This window comes from Myxococcus qinghaiensis (assembly GCF_024198215.1).
GTDB classification, from domain to species: Bacteria; Myxococcota; Myxococcia; order Myxococcales; family Myxococcaceae; genus Myxococcus; species Myxococcus qinghaiensis.
Genome location: NZ_JAKCFA010000001.1, coordinates 80,867 through 95,296, shown reverse-complemented (window position 1 = coordinate 95,296; position 14,430 = coordinate 80,867). Strand labels below are relative to the sequence as shown.

The following is a 14,430-nucleotide window of genomic DNA, read 5'->3' as shown; positions in this document are numbered from 1 at the left end:
GCGCCGCCCGACGGTAGGCGTGCGTCCCAGGAAGCGTCAAACGAGCCCGCCGCTCTCGGGACGTGCGGGGAGGCAGCCAAAGGCCCCCTGCTCGCCGCCTGCTTCGACACGCCCTGCTTTTCATCGTCATCTCAAGGGGTTGCGACACCGAGCAGGGGGGAGTTTCCCTTTGACATGGCAAGGCCGGTGTCATTAGGTTCCGCGCGCGATGACTCCCTCTCCCCTCTCGCCCTACCTGCCCCTGGCGGTGGTGCTGCTGTTGGCCGGCATCATGGGCGTCGCGATTCCTTTCATCACCTCGCTGCTCGGGCCCAGTCGCCCGAGCGCCATCAAGTCGACCGCCTTCGAGGCCGGCTCCGAGTCGAGCGGCCCGGCGCGCCAGCGCTTCGCCGTGAAGTTCTACGTCGTCGCGTTGTTGTTCATCGTGTTCGACGTGGAAGCCGTGTTCATGTACCCGTGGGCGGTGAACTTCCAGGCGCTCGGTTGGTTCGGGTACGTGGAGATGCTCGTCTTCGCGGTGACCCTCGTGGTGGGCCTCATCTACGTCTGGAAAAAGGGCGCCCTGGATTGGGAGAGCTGAGACATCATGGCTGATGCAGACATCGCTCCAGTGCTGACGACCCGCCGCGACGAGGCCATGGGCTTCTTCCAGCGGATGGTCTCCAAGGGCCTGGGTTGGGCCCGCAAGTACTCGCTGTTCACCTACCCGTACGCCACCGCCTGCTGCGGCATGGAGTACATGTCCGTGGCGGCCAGCCGTCACGACATCGCGCGCTTCGGCGCCGAGTTCCCCCGCTTCTCGCCGCGTCAGGCGGACTTGCTGATGGTGGTGGGCACCATCAACCTGAAGCAGGCCCCCATCCTCAAGCGCGTGTACGAGCAGATGACCGAGCCCAAGTGGGTCGTGTCCTTCGGCGTGTGCGCGTCCTCGGGCGGCTTCTACGACAACTACGCGGTGCTCCAGGGCATCGACCGCATCCTCCCGGTGGACGTCTACATCCCCGGCTGCCCTCCGCGTCCGGAGCAGGTGCTGGACGGCCTCATGCTCCTCCAGGACAAGATCGCCAACCAGGTCCACCGCATCGCGGACCGCGACCAGCCCAACCAGACGGCCGCCCGGCACGACCTGCTCATCTCCATGGGCAAGTAGTCCTCAAGCCTCCGCCGTGCTCCCGGGGTCCCGCGTGCCTCCCCTTCCCAGGGGTGGCGTCGGGGCCCCTGGTGTTTCCACCGTCACCAGCGGTGGTACGCGGGGTGGCCTTCCTTCACCGCGACGAAGGTGCCCCGGCACAGCGCCGTCACCTTGCCGCCGGCGGTGAGCGTGCCCTCGATGATGGCGCGGTCGCCTTTGATTTCCACCGGCTTCGCCTCCAGCCGCACCGGCCCCGTCATCGGCGTGGGGCGCTTGAGGGTGATGGAGTAGTCGGCCGTCACGGTGCACGGCGGCGAGGACGCGCCCTGCGCCTTCATCAGGTGCCAGGCCGCCGTCCAGTTGCAGTGACAGTCCAGCAGCGCGCCGATGATGCCGCCGTTGAGCACGCCGGGAAACGCCTGGTGGTGCTCGGAGGGCGTCCACTCGGCGACGACGAGGTCACCCTCCGCGCGGCTGCGGATGCGCAGGCCCTGGGTGTTGGCCGGGCCGCAGCCGAAGCAGCTGTTGTGGGGGGCGTACTGTTCCTGGAGAGACGGGGCGTCTGGAGTCGTCGACATGGCCGGCGACTTTACGCGAGTCACCTTCCGGCGTCCGTCCTCGCACCGTGTCCAGCCACGACTCCAGCGACAGCGCGTCCAGCCCTTCACAGTCGCCCGTGCACACCCGCAGCAAGGTGCCGTCCGCCTGGGGGCGGTCCACCCACCAGCGCGCTCCGTCGAACGCGCCCCGGTCCTTCTCCAGCACCACGGCGTCGTGCGCCGCGTCACCCAGCTCCACCACGCCGTCCGGGCGAATGCGGTACGCGTCGAACGCACGCGGCGCGCCGGGCCAGTGCCCCGAGTCGAACACCTCCGGCGAGACATGCGTGAAGCCCGTCTCCGCGTACAGGTTCAGCGGCGGCGGCGACTCCCCGCGCAGGAGCGGCGCCAGCGACACGCCGGCGACCCCCGTCAGCGCGGGCAGGCTCGACAGCTCCAGCAACGTGGGCCCCACGTCCACCAGGCGCACCAGCGCGTCCGACGTCGCGGGCGCGGCGAAGCGCCCCTTGGGAGGCTTCACCGCGAACAGGATGCGGTTCTCCAAGTCGGTCAGCCGCGCGCCATGCACGGGGGTGGCGCCCGCGAGGTCCGGCCTGTCCTCGTGGAAGCTCTCGCCGTGGTCCGAGATGAGGACGATGAGCGCGTCGTCGTAGCGCCCCGAGCGTCGCAGCGCGTCCAGCAGCATCCCCACCTGCGCGTCCGCCTGGGCAATCAGCTCGTCGTAGAGCGCCTCCGCGCCGTCGCGACTCCACCCGCCCTTCGCGCCTGGAGACACCGGGGCGAAGTGCATGCGCAGCCGTCGCTCCAGGGGCTCGGACGGCGATACGAAGCGCCGGTAGAAGGGATGGACGGGGTCGCCCGGAAAGTGCGCGGCGGTGGCGTGGAAGGCGAACAGCGTGGGGCCCTGGCTCGCCTCGTCCAGCAGCGTGGACGTCAATCGCTCCGCATAGCCCATGGGGTCATGGATGCCGGCCAGCGCGCGGTTGTCGATGAACTCCGGCACCCACGCGGCACCGACGGAATGGTCCGCGAAGACGCCGAGCGCGCGGTAGCGCAGCTTCTCCAGGAGGAAGTTCACCGCGCCCCGAGGCGGCTGCAACCGGGTGGCGAAACCCGAGGACGGCCCCTCCGCGTGGAAGCGCGAGCAATCCGTGGCGAACACCGTGCGCCACCCCGCCCGCGCGAAGGACTCCGGGAAGGTGGGCTGCAGCTTCATGCGCGACTCGGACGTCAGCGCGTAGCGCACGCCCGTCTCGTGCGGCCAGCGCGCGGTGAGCAGCGAGCGCCACGCGGGCTCCGTCTGCGCCACCGGCGTGTACGCGCGGGTGAAGAGCGTGGAGTCCGCGACGAAGCGGTCCACGTGAGGCGCCACCTCACCGGTGCCGCCCAGCGTCCGCAGCCGGTCCGGTCGGAAGGCATCGATGCCGATGAGCACCACCAGCGGAGGCTTCGCGTCATGCGCCCCGCCCCCCTCCATCCGCCCCGCGACGAACAGCACCGCCACCCCGGCCAGGAGCCCCGCGCCCGCCTGGAGGCGCCGCTTCCACGTCGGCAGCCGAGCCAGGAGCGCCGCGATGTGCACCACCGCCAGCACCACCGCCGCCGCGCGCGGATGCCACGGCGCGCCATGGTCCACCAGCCACGCCAGCACCGGACGCACCACGGGCAGGTCGTCGAAGAGGGCCGGACGGGCGATGGCCCGGTCCCACGCCAGCAACAGGACGAGCACGCACCAGCCCAGCACCGTCGCCCCCACGCCACTGCGTCCCCAGATGCGCGCCAGGCCCCAGGCCACGCCCGCGAGCACGCCTCCCGCCGCCATGTAGACGGCCGCGACGCGCAGCAGCAGGCCGGGCAGAATCGGCCGCACCGCCGCCGACAGCGCCGCGTAGGGCCCGTCCACGTTGATGTCCACGCCGACCAGCCCCGAGCGCAAGAGCAGCCAGGACTCCACGGCGAACAACACCAGGCCCAGGCCCGCGCCCAACACGAGGCGCCAACCGAGCGAACGGAGCGGATGAGGGGGAACGGGCTCAGCCATGCGTCCCCGTGTATACCGCAACGCGACACGCTCGCGAGGACCGGAGCCTTTCCGGCCCGGAAGGTGCGAGCGACGTCGAGACGGGGCAAGATGCGCGGGCAGCAGAAGGGTGGAGTTGGGGGTGAGGCCCTGAGGTCCAACGCGCCAGAAGGCATCCAGGACTCGGTGAACCGGGCGCTCGACGACGAGCGGCGACGCAACGCGCGCCAGCTCTCGCGAATCCGCTTCGTCGCCGTCTCCGTCATGCTCGTGATGTCAGCCATCCTCGGCCTGGTCGCGGGCAAGCCGGACTGGGTCGAGTACCTCCGCCCCCTCTCCATCTACTGGCTCTGCACCGCGGCGGTGTGGGTGGCGGTGGCCCGCTCGCCGCGCGCGGTGCGCTGGGCCGGCATGTCCGTGGCCTTCATCGACGTGCCGGCGGTGTACTGGCTCCAGAGCCAGGCGATTCCGGTGTCCCCCTCCCCCGGAGGCGTCGCCGGCTTCACGCTCGGCATCTTCGCGGTGCTGGTCATCCTCGCCGCGCTGTCCTTGCGCAACACGGTGACGCTCGTCGTCACCGCCTTCGCCGCCGTGGCGGAGATGGCCCTCCAGCACCAGGCCGGCATTGGCATCGGCGCCCAGCTGGCCTCCGTCGTCATGCTCTCCGTGGCCGCCGCCGGCGCTCGCCACCTGCTCAACCGCATCCGCGCCCTCTCCGCCGCCGTCTCGGAGGAGGAGCTCAAGCGCGCTCGCCTGGGTCGCTACTTCGCCCCCGCCGTCGCCGAGCGCCTCCAGCGCCTGGCCTCCCCCGAGCCCGAGCTGCGCGAAGTCACCGTCCTCTTCGCCGACATCCGCGACTTCACCTCCATGAGCGAGCGCCTCCCCCCGGGCGAAGTCGTCAAGCTCCTCAACGCCTACTATGGCCGGATGGTGGAGGTGGTATTCCGCCACGGAGGAACGCTCGACAAGTTCATCGGGGACGCACTCATGGTGTACTTCGGCGCTCCGCTGGCGGACGCCGGGCACGCCGCCCGCGCGGTGAACTGCGCCCTGGACCTGGTGAAGGAGCTGGAGGGGTTCAACGCGGAGCGGGCCCTCCAGGGGGCTCCCGCCATCCGGATGGGGGTCGGCGTGCACACCGGCCCCGTCATCCTCGGCAACGTCGGCTCCACGACCCGGCGCCTGGACTACACGGCCATCGGCGACACGGTGAACCTGGCCAGCCGGATTGAGGGGCTGACCAAGCGGGTGGGCGTCCCGGTGCTCGTCTCGGAGGCCACCCGGGAGCAGGTGGGCCCCCTCTTCCACTGGGAGGCCATCACCCAGTCCCTGGTGCCCGGCAAGAGCCGGCCGGTGGCCACCTTCGTCCCCCTGCCGCTGGCCCCCTCGCTCGTCAGCACCCCGGGCTCGGCGGCCTGAATTCCTCCGGGACAGCGATCCACGTGCCCGCTCGGACGCCGCGTGCGCAACGCGGGCTTCTGGGCTTCCTAAGTGGCCTACATGGTTGAGGGTTTACGTTGACGCCCCCCTTCTGGGCTCCTTATAAAGCCGCGGATTCTTCTCCCTCAGTCATTGGGTCCCCCTTGAGCACTTTCGCGTTGGACAGGGTCTCCGCCCACTTTCCCGAGGCGGTGGTGGAGCGTTATGTGGACCGGGCCGGTGGCGCCTGGGCCGTGATCCATCCCGACTCGCTCCCGAAGGTCGCCGCGTTCCTCAAGAACGACGCGGAGCTGGAGTTCAAGCTCTTCGGCTCCATCGACGGCGTGGACCGGCTGCACCTGGCGGAGAACGACCCTCGCTTCGAGGTCGTCTACTTCCTGTACTCGTTCAAGCGCCATGAGCACGTTCGGCTCAAGGTGCGCGTGAGCGAGCACCAGCCGGTCATCCCCTCGCTGGTGCCGCTGTACCGGGGCGCCAACTGGTGGGAGCGGCTGACCTTCGACTTCTACGGCATCCGCTTCGAGGGCCACCCGGACCTGCGCCGCATCCTCCTGTACGACGAGTTCCAGGGCCACCCGCTGCGCAAGGACTACGCGCTGCGAGACCGGCAGCCGCTCATCCCTGAGCGCCCCATCAAGGACATCTTCCGCGGTCCCGGCACCAGCGGGCACTCCTGAGGACGACAGACACCATGGCCGACAGCCACACGTTTGATGCGAAGGGCCACAATCCGGACACCGACGGCTCGCTGCCGCCGGAGGGCTCGGAGCTGGAGGCCCACCTCCAAAGCAAGCACATGGTCATCAACATGGGCCCGTCCCACCCGGCCACGCACGGCACCGTGCGGCTGAAGGTGGAGCTGGACGGCGAGACCATCGTCAAGATCGACCCTGAAATCGGCTTCCTGCACCGCGGCTTCCAGAAGAGCTGCGAGAACGTCACCTGGACGCAGTGCCTGCCGTACACGGACCGGCTCAACTACCTGTCCGCGATGATGAACAACTTCGGTTTCCTCAACGCCGTGGAGAAGCTCATCGGCCTGGAGATTCCGGAGCGCGCCCAGTACATCCGCGTCATCGGCAGCGAGCTGCACCGGCTGACGGACCACCTGACGTGCGTGGGCGCCACCGGCCTGGAGATGGGCGGCTTCGCGCCGTTCCTCTACGGCATGGAGGCCCGCGAGCTCCTCCAGGACCGCGTCACGGAGCTGACCGGCGCGCGCCTCACCACCAGCTTCGGCCGCGTGGGTGGCATCAACCGCGACCTGCCCGAGGGCTGGGCGGACAAGGTCCACAAGACGCTCACTCGCACCGAGGAGCTCCTGGTGGAGATGGACGGGTTGCTCACGCGCAACCGCATCTTCGTGGACCGCACCAAGAACACCGGCGTCATCTCCGCCGAGGACGCCATCGACTACGGCTGGACGGGCCCGGCGCTGCGCGCGTGCGGCATCGACCATGACCTGCGCAAGGCGCACCCCTACTGGGTCTACGAGCGCTTCAACTTCAGCGTCGCGGTGGGCGAGCACGGCGACAACTACGACCGCTACCTCGTCCGCATGGAGGAGATGCGTCAGTCCATCAGCATCATCCGCCAGGCCTTGGAGACCATCCCCGCAGGCCCCATCATCGTGGACGACTGGCGCATCGCGCTGCCGCCCAAGCCGGAGGTCTACGGCACCATCGAGGGCGTGATGGCGCACTTCAAGCTCGTCATGGAGGGCATCCAGGTGCCGCCCGGCGAGTGCTACGACGCGACCGAGGCCTCGAACGGCGAGCTGGGCTGGTACCTGGTGAGCGACGGGCGCGGTCGTCCGTACAAGGTCCATGTGCGCGCCCCGGGCTTCCCGGTGCTCGCGGCGGTGCCCCATATCATCGAGGGGAAGATGCTGGCGGACCTCATCCCCACGTTTGACACCATCAACATGATTGGCGGCGAGGTCGAGCAGTGAGCAACGACGACACGAAGAAGCCGACCGGTGACGCGCAGCCGCCCCCCAAGGGCGCGCCCACGGACACCCCCGCGGCGAAGATCGGTCCCGAGCCCTCCAACCCTCCGGCCGGTCCGAAGATGGACACGCCTCCCGCGGCGGCGAGCAGCGTCACGCCTCCGCCCAAGGCCGCCGCCCCTCCGGGCCCGCCGCCCAAGCCCGCGCCCAAGAACCCGGGCTTCGTCACCTGCACCATCGACGGCAAGGAAGTCGTCGTGAAGCCGGGGACGAACATGATCGAGGCGGCCAAGTCGGTCGGCTCGGAGATTCCGTACTACTGCTACCACCCGCGCCTCTCCATCGCGGCCAACTGCCGCATCTGCCTCATCGAGGCGTCCAACGCGCCCAAGATGGTGCCCGCGTGCCAGACGCCGCTCGCCGAGGGCGTGGTCGTGAAGACGACGACCCCCAAGGTGAAGGAGCAGCAGCGCGCGGTGATGGAGTTCCTGCTGCTCAACCACCCGGTCGACTGCTCCATCTGCGACCAGGCCGGTGAGTGCAAGCTGCAGGACTACTACATGAAGTACGACTACCGCCCCTCGCGCCTGGAGGGCGGCAAGGCCCTGAAGAACAAGCGCAAGGTGCTGGGGCCGCGCGTCGTGTTGGACCAGGAGCGCTGCATCATGTGCACCCGCTGCGTGCGCGTGATGAACGAAGTGGCCAAGGAGCCGCAGCTGGGCGTGTTCGGCCGCGGCAGCCACGAGCGCATCGACGTGTTCCCGGGCAACGAGCTGGACAGCGACTACTCGATGAACACCGTGGACGTCTGCCCGGTGGGCGCGCTGCTCAGCCGCGACTTCCGCTTCAAGGCGCGCGCGTGGTTCCTCTCCGCCACCCCGTCCATCTGCACGGGCTGCGCGAAGGGCTGCAACACGTACGCGGACTGGATGTCGCAGGACACCTACCGCATCCGTCCTCGTGAGAACGAGGAGATCAACAAGAGCTGGATGTGTGACCAGGGCCGGCTCATGTACAAGTCCTTCAACCTGGGCCGCGTGCTCCAGGCGAGGATTGGCCGCGCCACGGGTCAGGCCGCCTCCGAGGCGGTGCCGGTGGTGACGCGCAAGGAGGCCGCGCAGGCCGCCGCCAAGGCGCTCAAGCCGCTGGTGGGCAGCAGCAAGCTCGCGGTGCTCGCCTCGCCGGTGTCCTCCAACGAGGATCTCCTGGCGGGCCTCACCTTCGCCAAGGCCACGCTGGGCATCTCCACCGTCTACGTGGGCGGTCGTCCGGCGGGCAAGTCGGACCACTTCCTGAAGACGGCGGACAAGAACCCCAACCGCAAGGGCCTGGAGTGGATCGCCAAGGGCCTGGGCCTGAAGGTGGAGACCTTCGAGGCGCTGACGGCCGCCCTGGACAAGGGCCAGGTCAAGGCGCTCTACGCCATCGGCACCGAGGTGCCGGGGGACGTGGCGGCCTTCGCCCAGGCGGCCTCCAAGCTGGAGGTCTTCGTGGTGCAGGAGAAGAACGAGTCGCCGGTGACGGCGCAGGCGACGGTGCTCCTGCCCGCCTCGATTCACATCGAGGACGAGGGCTCCTTCACGCAGATGGACGGCATCACCCAGCGCTTCCGCAAGGCGTACCCGCCCAAGGGCGACGTGATTCCGGGCTGGAAGTGGGTCGCGGAGCTGACGCGCGAGGTGGGCGGCGAGGCGCCGGCCTGGACCTCCGCGCGGGACGTGTGGCGCGAGCTGTCCGGCAAGGTCGCCGAGTTCGCCGAGTTCAACTGGGACAAGGCCTCTCCGCCGGACCGGGAGAAGCCGGGTATCAATCCGCTGCCCACGGGCGCTGACGGGCGTCCTCCGGGCTACCGTGAGTTCGGTTCTCCCCGGGTGAGGGGTATCTAGCGATGAAGCGCGTACTGACTGTCCTCTTCGCGATGGGCTTCATCGTCGCGACGCTCGCGGGTGTGTCCGCGGCGGCGTATGCGGTGGCCGGCCTGGCCGAGAAGCACCTCTTCCCGGGTGCGAGCCGGCTGTCGAACATCCTGTTCCTGATGCTCGTCTTCGTGATGATCATCGCCACGCTGTTGACCATCGCCGAGCGCAAGTGGAGCGCGCTGATGCAGGACCGCGTGGGTCCCAACCGCGCGCGCATCAACCTGCCCGGCATCCGCAACCGCTCCCTGGCCGGCCTTCCGCACATCCTCACGGACGTGCTGAAGATGCTGACCAAGGAAGACTTCATCCCCGGCACGGCGAACCGGTTCCTGTTCAAGCTGGGCCCCATCCTCGCCTTCGCCCCGGTCTTCGCGCTGTTCGCGGTGGTGCCCGCGGGCCCGTCGGTGACGGTGTTCGGCCACCACGTGGACATGGTCGTCGCCACGCCCGACTTCGGCGTGCTGTACCTGCTCGCGATTGCCTCCCTGGCCGTCTACGGCACGGCGCTCGCGGGCTGGTCCTCCAACAACAAGTTCGCGCTGCTGGGCGGCGTGCGCGCGTCCTCGCAGATGATTTCGTACGAGGTGGCGCTGGGCCTGTCGCTGGTGGGCCTGTTCATGGCGTTCTCCTCGCTGCAGCTTCCGCCGCTCGTCGGTGAGCTGGGCCTGGATGGCGCGCAGGCCACCGGTCAGGCGCAGTACCTGTGGCGCACCGACGGCGCGTTCGACTTCGGCCTGCCGGCGTGGGGCTTCATCCTGCAGCCCATCGGGTTCATCGGCTTCTTCGTCGCGTCCTTCGCGGAGACCAAGCGCGCGCCCTTCGACGTGCCGGAAGGCGAGTCGGAGATCATCGGCTACTTCGTGGAGTACTCCGGCATGAAGTTCGGCATGTTCATGATCTCCGAGTTCGTGGAGGTCGTGGTGCTGGCCGGCGTGACGACGGCGCTGTTCTTTGGCGGCCACCACCTGCCCTTCGGCGGCGAGTGGCTGGCGAGCCAGCCGCTGATGCAGGAGCACGGGTGGCTGTACGGCACCCTCCTGGCCACGGTGTTCTGGGTGAAGGTGGTCTTCCTCATCTGGGTGCAGCTGGTGATTCGTTGGACGTTCCCCCGCTTCCGCTACGACCAGATCCAGTCGCTCGGCTGGAAGATCCTCCTGCCGCTGGGCCTGGCGAACGTGTTCGTCACCGGCGCGCTCGTGCTGTGGGACCCTTCCCTGCGGGCGCTGGCGGTGGTGGGCATGCTGGAGATTGGCGTGCTGGTGGTTCTGACGATGACGAAGAAGGAAGAAGCGGCGGAGGGCGGTGCGCACGGCGCACATGGAGCCCATGGCCATGACCACGGGCACGACGCGCATGGGCTGCCGGCCCACGCGAGCGCGACGTCTTCGCACTAGGCCCTAGGGCACCGGGAATCGAGACACCATCATGGCCATCAAGGTTACCAAGGTCACCCAGGACCCCCGCACGGACATCCGGGAGCGGATGTACATCCCGGGGCTGCTGCACGGTCTGGCCATCACGACCAGGCACTTCTTCCGCAACCTCTTCGGCACGCGTGACACGAACACGCAGGTGCAGGACCGCACGGGCACCAGCCTGATGACGACGGTCGAGTACCCCGAGGAGAAGCCCATCTACCCGGAGGGCTACCGCGGGCTGCACCGGCTGGTTCCGCGCGAGGACGGCAAGCCGCGCTGCGTGGCCTGCTACATGTGCGCGACCATCTGCCCGGCGCAGTGCATCTACATCGAGGCGGGTGAGTACGAGGAGACGGACGCTGACGGCGAGTCGCGCGTCATCGAGAAGTACCCCACGCAGTTCGTCATCGACGAGCTGCGCTGCATCGTGTGTGGCCTGTGCGTGGACGCCTGCCCCAAGGACGCCATCCGCATGGACACGTACATGCACACCCCGTCCGAGTACACGCGGCAGAACTTCGTCTACGACATCCCGAAGCTCCTGAAGGGGCCGGCCGTCTCGCACCCCTCGGACCCGTGGAACAAGCGCGAGGGCTCCGAGGAGCCGCACCACACGCACAAGGAAGCCCACACGCGCATTGGCGAGGGCCTGGTGCAGCTCAAGACGCCGCAGCTGGGCGCGGGGCATGACCACCAGGGCGGGCACGGCAAGGCTGTCGTCGCGCACGGGCAGACGGTGGTGACGCAGCAGGGCCCCATCCAGGTGACGAAGTTCCTCAAGTAGATCCATCCCCGCGCCCCGCGCGTACGGATGTGCAGCAGCCCGGCCCGCCTCCCCGCTCCTTCGAGCGGCAGGCGGGCCGGTCTCATTTCGGGGTGCGGGTGATGACGTTGCAGCTCTTCAATGGCCCTGGCGTCTGGCGTCCGGGCTTCCGTCCCCGGGACGGTGTGGAGTGCGGCCTGGCACACGCTGTTGGAGGTCGGCTGCTTTCGCTCGGGGTGTGGACTCCGTAGGGTGGGTGGTGTCTTGGCGATGAAGCGCTACCGCTTGTCCGTGTGCAAAGGGTCGACCTGCAAGGCCGGCGGTGCGGATGCGGTGTATGCCGCCGCTCGGGACGCGCTCTCCGAGCAGCGCCTGGTGCCGCGCTGCGAGCTGTACCGGGGCGGCTGCTACGGCTTCTGCCACATGGGGCCCAACGTGGTCGTCCGCGAGGACACGGGCCGCAAGAGGGACCCGCTGTCGCCCGAGGACTTCCAGCTCATGGGCTGGGACGGCGAGGTGTACTACTCGGAGATGACGCCCGAGAAGATGCACCGCGTGGTCAACGAGCACATCGCGAAGGACTCGCCCGTGCGCGAGCTCTTCGGCCAGCCGGATACGCCGGACCCCGACGACGGCTGAAGCGCGCGGACGCGAGCGTCACGCCGCGACGGCGAGGTGCTCCCCCTCCTCCACGCCATGCACTCCGTCCCACTCCGCGGGCGGCGGCGTGACGATGAAGCGGGCGCAGCGCGCCGCGTACACGGCGGAGACGGTGTCCTTGAAGTCGGTGGCGGAGCGCTCGAAGAGGGCGTGCGCCTCCGCGAAGCGGCGCTGGTGGTACGCGGTGAGGGCCTTCTCGTGCAGGGCGAGCTGCTCCTGCTGCGGCCCGGTGATGTCACCCTTCCGGCCCACCAGTTCGTGCACGCGCAGCGGCTCCGCGCGCCCCTTGAGCCGCACCCGGTCCACCACGCGGAACACGTAGTTGTCCCCCGCGAGCGACACGGTGCCGTCCCCCACCAGCACGTAGGTGCCGTACACCTTGTTCAGCGACTCCAGCCGGGCGGCAATGCCCACCGCGTCACCGAGCACGGTGTAGTTGGACTTCAGCTCACTGCCCATGTCGCCGACCACGACTTCGCCCGTGTCCACGCCGGCGCGGAAGCTCAAGCGACGGCCGAACTTCTTCTCCCAGGCGTCCTGCTTCTCCGTCAGCACCGCGCGCATCTTCAGCGCGGCCTCACAGGCCAGGTGCGCATGGCGCTCCGTGCGAACGGGCGCGCCCCAGAACGCCATCACCGAGTCGCCGATGTACTTGTCCACCTGCCCCGCCGTGGAGCGCACCACCGCCGCCATCTCCAGGAGGTACTCGTTGAACAGGCCCACGAGCTGCTCGGGCGTCATGCCCTCCGACAGGCGCGTGAAGCCTTCGATATCGCAGATGTACACGGACATCCGCCGACGCTCGGGGCGCATCAGGCTCAAGTCCCGCGTCACCAGCCGGGCGACCTCGGGGCTGACGTAGCGGCCCAGCGCCGTCTGCACGAAGTCGCGAATCTGCTGCTCGTTGCGGAAGGCGTAGACGGTGGTGACGGCGAAGGCCCCCACCATGGCCAAGAGCGGCCCCGCCATCGCCACCCAGAGCCGCTGCTCGATGAACACGTAGAAGACGGCCACCGTGTAGCCCGCACCCGCGAGCGCCAGGCCACTCAGGTAGAACAGCGCGCCCCGCAGCGAGCGCAGGAGGAAGCTCAGCGACAGCGCGAGGAACGCCCCCAGGAACGCGAGGCCCACCGTCAGCCCCAGGTCGTAGTCCGCGGGGGCCCGGGTGATGCCCTCGGAGCGCAGGATGTTGGCCAGCGCCTGCCCCAGAATCGCGCCCCCTGGAGTCTCCAGGCCAATGGGCGTGTGCCGCAGGTGACCGGACTCGCCCGCGGTGCGCGTGAGGACGACGGTGCGGCCCTCCAAGTCGTTGTCGAAGCGCGCGGGGCGCTCGTCCGCCACGTCGAAGACGTTGAGCAGCACGTTCCACGCGCGAATCGAACGCGCCAGCGAGCCGCGAGAGCCCCGCCCCGCCGTCGGCGCGTCCCAGCGCATCAGGCTGTAGCCCGACGCATCCATGGGCACCGAGTACGCATCCCCCACTTGCAGCCGGCCGTCCACGTAGCGGAGCGTGCGCGTGTTGGCCAGCCGCATGGCCGCCGCGAGCGGGAGCGAGGGCAGCACGTGGCGCCCATCCCGTGCCGGATACGCCACCAGATGGGGGATGCCGCGCACCACGCCGTCGGGGTCCGCCGTCAGGGTGACGGCCCCGTAGCCCGAGCCACCGCCCATGAGCGGCGCCACCGGATGCTGGAGCTGGCGCACCTCCACCAGCTTCGCGGGGTCAATCCCCTCCACCTGCACCTCGGCCAGCGAGATGAACAGGTCCGTGGGGCCGATGCGGTACGTGTCGTCCGTGGCGCGGCGCTCGGCGATGGCGGCCCCGGGCGAGCCCAGCCGCGTCCCCAGCTCCTTCCCATCCGCCTCGTCCGAGGCACCGCCCCAGACCTCCACCTGGCTTCCCGCGGGGATGACGAAGGCGGGGCGCTGCACGGCGAGCACTGCCTGCGCCCTCCCGCGCGCCTCGACGGAGTTGGCGAACGTGCCCACCTTCACCCGATAGGGCCAGAGGCGACTCGCCGGCGGCAGCACCCGTGAGCCCTGCGACTCCCAGGAGAAGGACAGGAGCGCCTTGCCCGAGTCCCGCTCCAGGAACTCGCGGAACGAGGCGTCGTCGCTGGAGATGGCGCCGGGTGACAGCTTCGGGTTGACGCAGGCGTTGGGGCTCAGCTCGGGGAACGGTAAGTCCAACAGCACCAGCAGCGCGCCCTCTTCCACCAGCCGGTGCGCCATGGCGCCCACGAGCTGCCGGGGCCAGGGCTGGGTGGCGATGCCGGGCCGGTCATCCTGACGTGCCTCGGCGAGCGTCTCCTCGTCGATGGCCACGACAACGGCCTCGTCCGGCCGCTCCGAGCGGGCCCCGAGCTCCAGCACGCGCCAGTCGTAGGTGCGCCGCTCCAGCCCCTCCAGCCAGGCCTGCGCCATCTCCACGACGCCCGAGGGCACCCACGTGGGCGAGTCCCCTCTCGGGGCCGCCGGCTGGGGTGCTCGCAGATACACGAGGATCCCCAGCACACAGCCGAAGAAGGCGGCCATGGCCAGGGAGAAGCCGAGCCGCTTGAAGAAGCGCC

At 69.5% G+C, this 14,430-nt stretch carries 12 protein-coding genes; 9 read left to right on the top strand and 3 right to left on the bottom strand.

Features of this window, described 5'->3' with window-relative positions:
- Positions 1-208 precede the first annotated feature (208 nt).
- Together LZ199_RS00435 and LZ199_RS00430 are read left to right on the top strand one after the other, a co-directional pair.
- On the top strand, positions 209-580 hold the full coding sequence (locus LZ199_RS00435) for an NADH-quinone oxidoreductase subunit A (RefSeq protein WP_253991632.1): 372 nt from the start codon (positions 209-211) through the stop codon (positions 578-580).
- A gap of 6 nt (positions 581-586) precedes the next feature.
- Positions 587-1,150 (top strand): NADH-quinone oxidoreductase subunit B, encoded by a 564-nt coding sequence (locus LZ199_RS00430; RefSeq protein WP_253991631.1) that lies wholly within the window; start codon positions 587-589, stop codon positions 1,148-1,150.
- Between the two features lie 83 nt (positions 1,151-1,233).
- On the opposite strand, the gene LZ199_RS00425 is transcribed toward LZ199_RS00430, so the two are convergent.
- Positions 1,234-1,710 carry a PaaI family thioesterase gene (locus LZ199_RS00425; RefSeq protein ID WP_253991630.1) on the bottom strand — a complete coding sequence of 159 codons (477 nt, stop codon included), beginning with the start codon at positions 1,708-1,710 and terminating at the stop codon, positions 1,234-1,236.
- Positions 1,592-3,733 carry a sulfatase-like hydrolase/transferase gene (locus LZ199_RS00420; RefSeq protein ID WP_253991629.1) on the bottom strand — a complete coding sequence of 714 codons (2,142 nt, stop codon included), beginning with the start codon at positions 3,731-3,733 and terminating at the stop codon, positions 1,592-1,594. Before LZ199_RS00420 ends, LZ199_RS00425 begins: the two co-directional genes overlap by 119 nt.
- 90 nt (positions 3,734-3,823) lie before the next feature.
- On the opposite strand from LZ199_RS00420, the gene LZ199_RS00415 reads away from it, so the two are divergent.
- From LZ199_RS00415 to LZ199_RS00385, 7 genes are all read left to right on the top strand, one after another.
- Positions 3,824-5,131: an adenylate/guanylate cyclase domain-containing protein gene (locus LZ199_RS00415; RefSeq protein WP_253991628.1), complete on the top strand. Its 1,308-nt coding sequence runs from the start codon at positions 3,824-3,826 to the stop codon at positions 5,129-5,131.
- 179 nt (positions 5,132-5,310) lie between these two features.
- A complete protein-coding gene (locus LZ199_RS00410; RefSeq protein ID WP_253992052.1) occupies positions 5,311-5,829 on the top strand; it encodes an NADH-quinone oxidoreductase subunit C in 519 nt (172 codons plus the stop codon).
- A 14-nt stretch (positions 5,830-5,843) separates the two neighbouring features.
- Positions 5,844-7,103, top strand: coding sequence for an NADH dehydrogenase (quinone) subunit D (nuoD, locus tag LZ199_RS00405; RefSeq protein ID WP_253991627.1), 1,260 nt, complete (start codon positions 5,844-5,846; stop codon positions 7,101-7,103).
- Positions 7,100-8,986, top strand: coding sequence for a 2Fe-2S iron-sulfur cluster-binding protein (locus LZ199_RS00400; protein WP_253991626.1), 1,887 nt, complete (start codon positions 7,100-7,102; stop codon positions 8,984-8,986). The genes nuoD and LZ199_RS00400 overlap by 4 nt, the downstream gene beginning before the upstream one ends.
- A gap of 2 nt (positions 8,987-8,988) precedes the next feature.
- Entirely contained in the window at positions 8,989-10,413 is a 1,425-nt protein-coding gene (locus LZ199_RS00395) for a complex I subunit 1/NuoH family protein (RefSeq protein WP_253991625.1), read from the top strand.
- Positions 10,414-10,444: 31 nt separating this feature from the next.
- Positions 10,445-11,221 (top strand): NuoI/complex I 23 kDa subunit family protein, encoded by a 777-nt coding sequence (locus LZ199_RS00390; protein ID WP_253991624.1) that lies wholly within the window; start codon positions 10,445-10,447, stop codon positions 11,219-11,221.
- 249 nt (positions 11,222-11,470) lie between these two features.
- Entirely contained in the window at positions 11,471-11,839 is a 369-nt protein-coding gene (locus tag LZ199_RS00385) for a (2Fe-2S) ferredoxin domain-containing protein (RefSeq protein ID WP_253991623.1), read from the top strand.
- An 18-nt stretch (positions 11,840-11,857) separates the two neighbouring features.
- On the opposite strand, the gene LZ199_RS00380 is transcribed toward LZ199_RS00385, so the two are convergent.
- A complete protein-coding gene (locus tag LZ199_RS00380; protein ID WP_253992051.1) occupies positions 11,858-14,395 on the bottom strand; it encodes an adenylate/guanylate cyclase domain-containing protein in 2,538 nt (845 codons plus the stop codon).
- Positions 14,396-14,430: the final 35 nt, after the last annotated feature.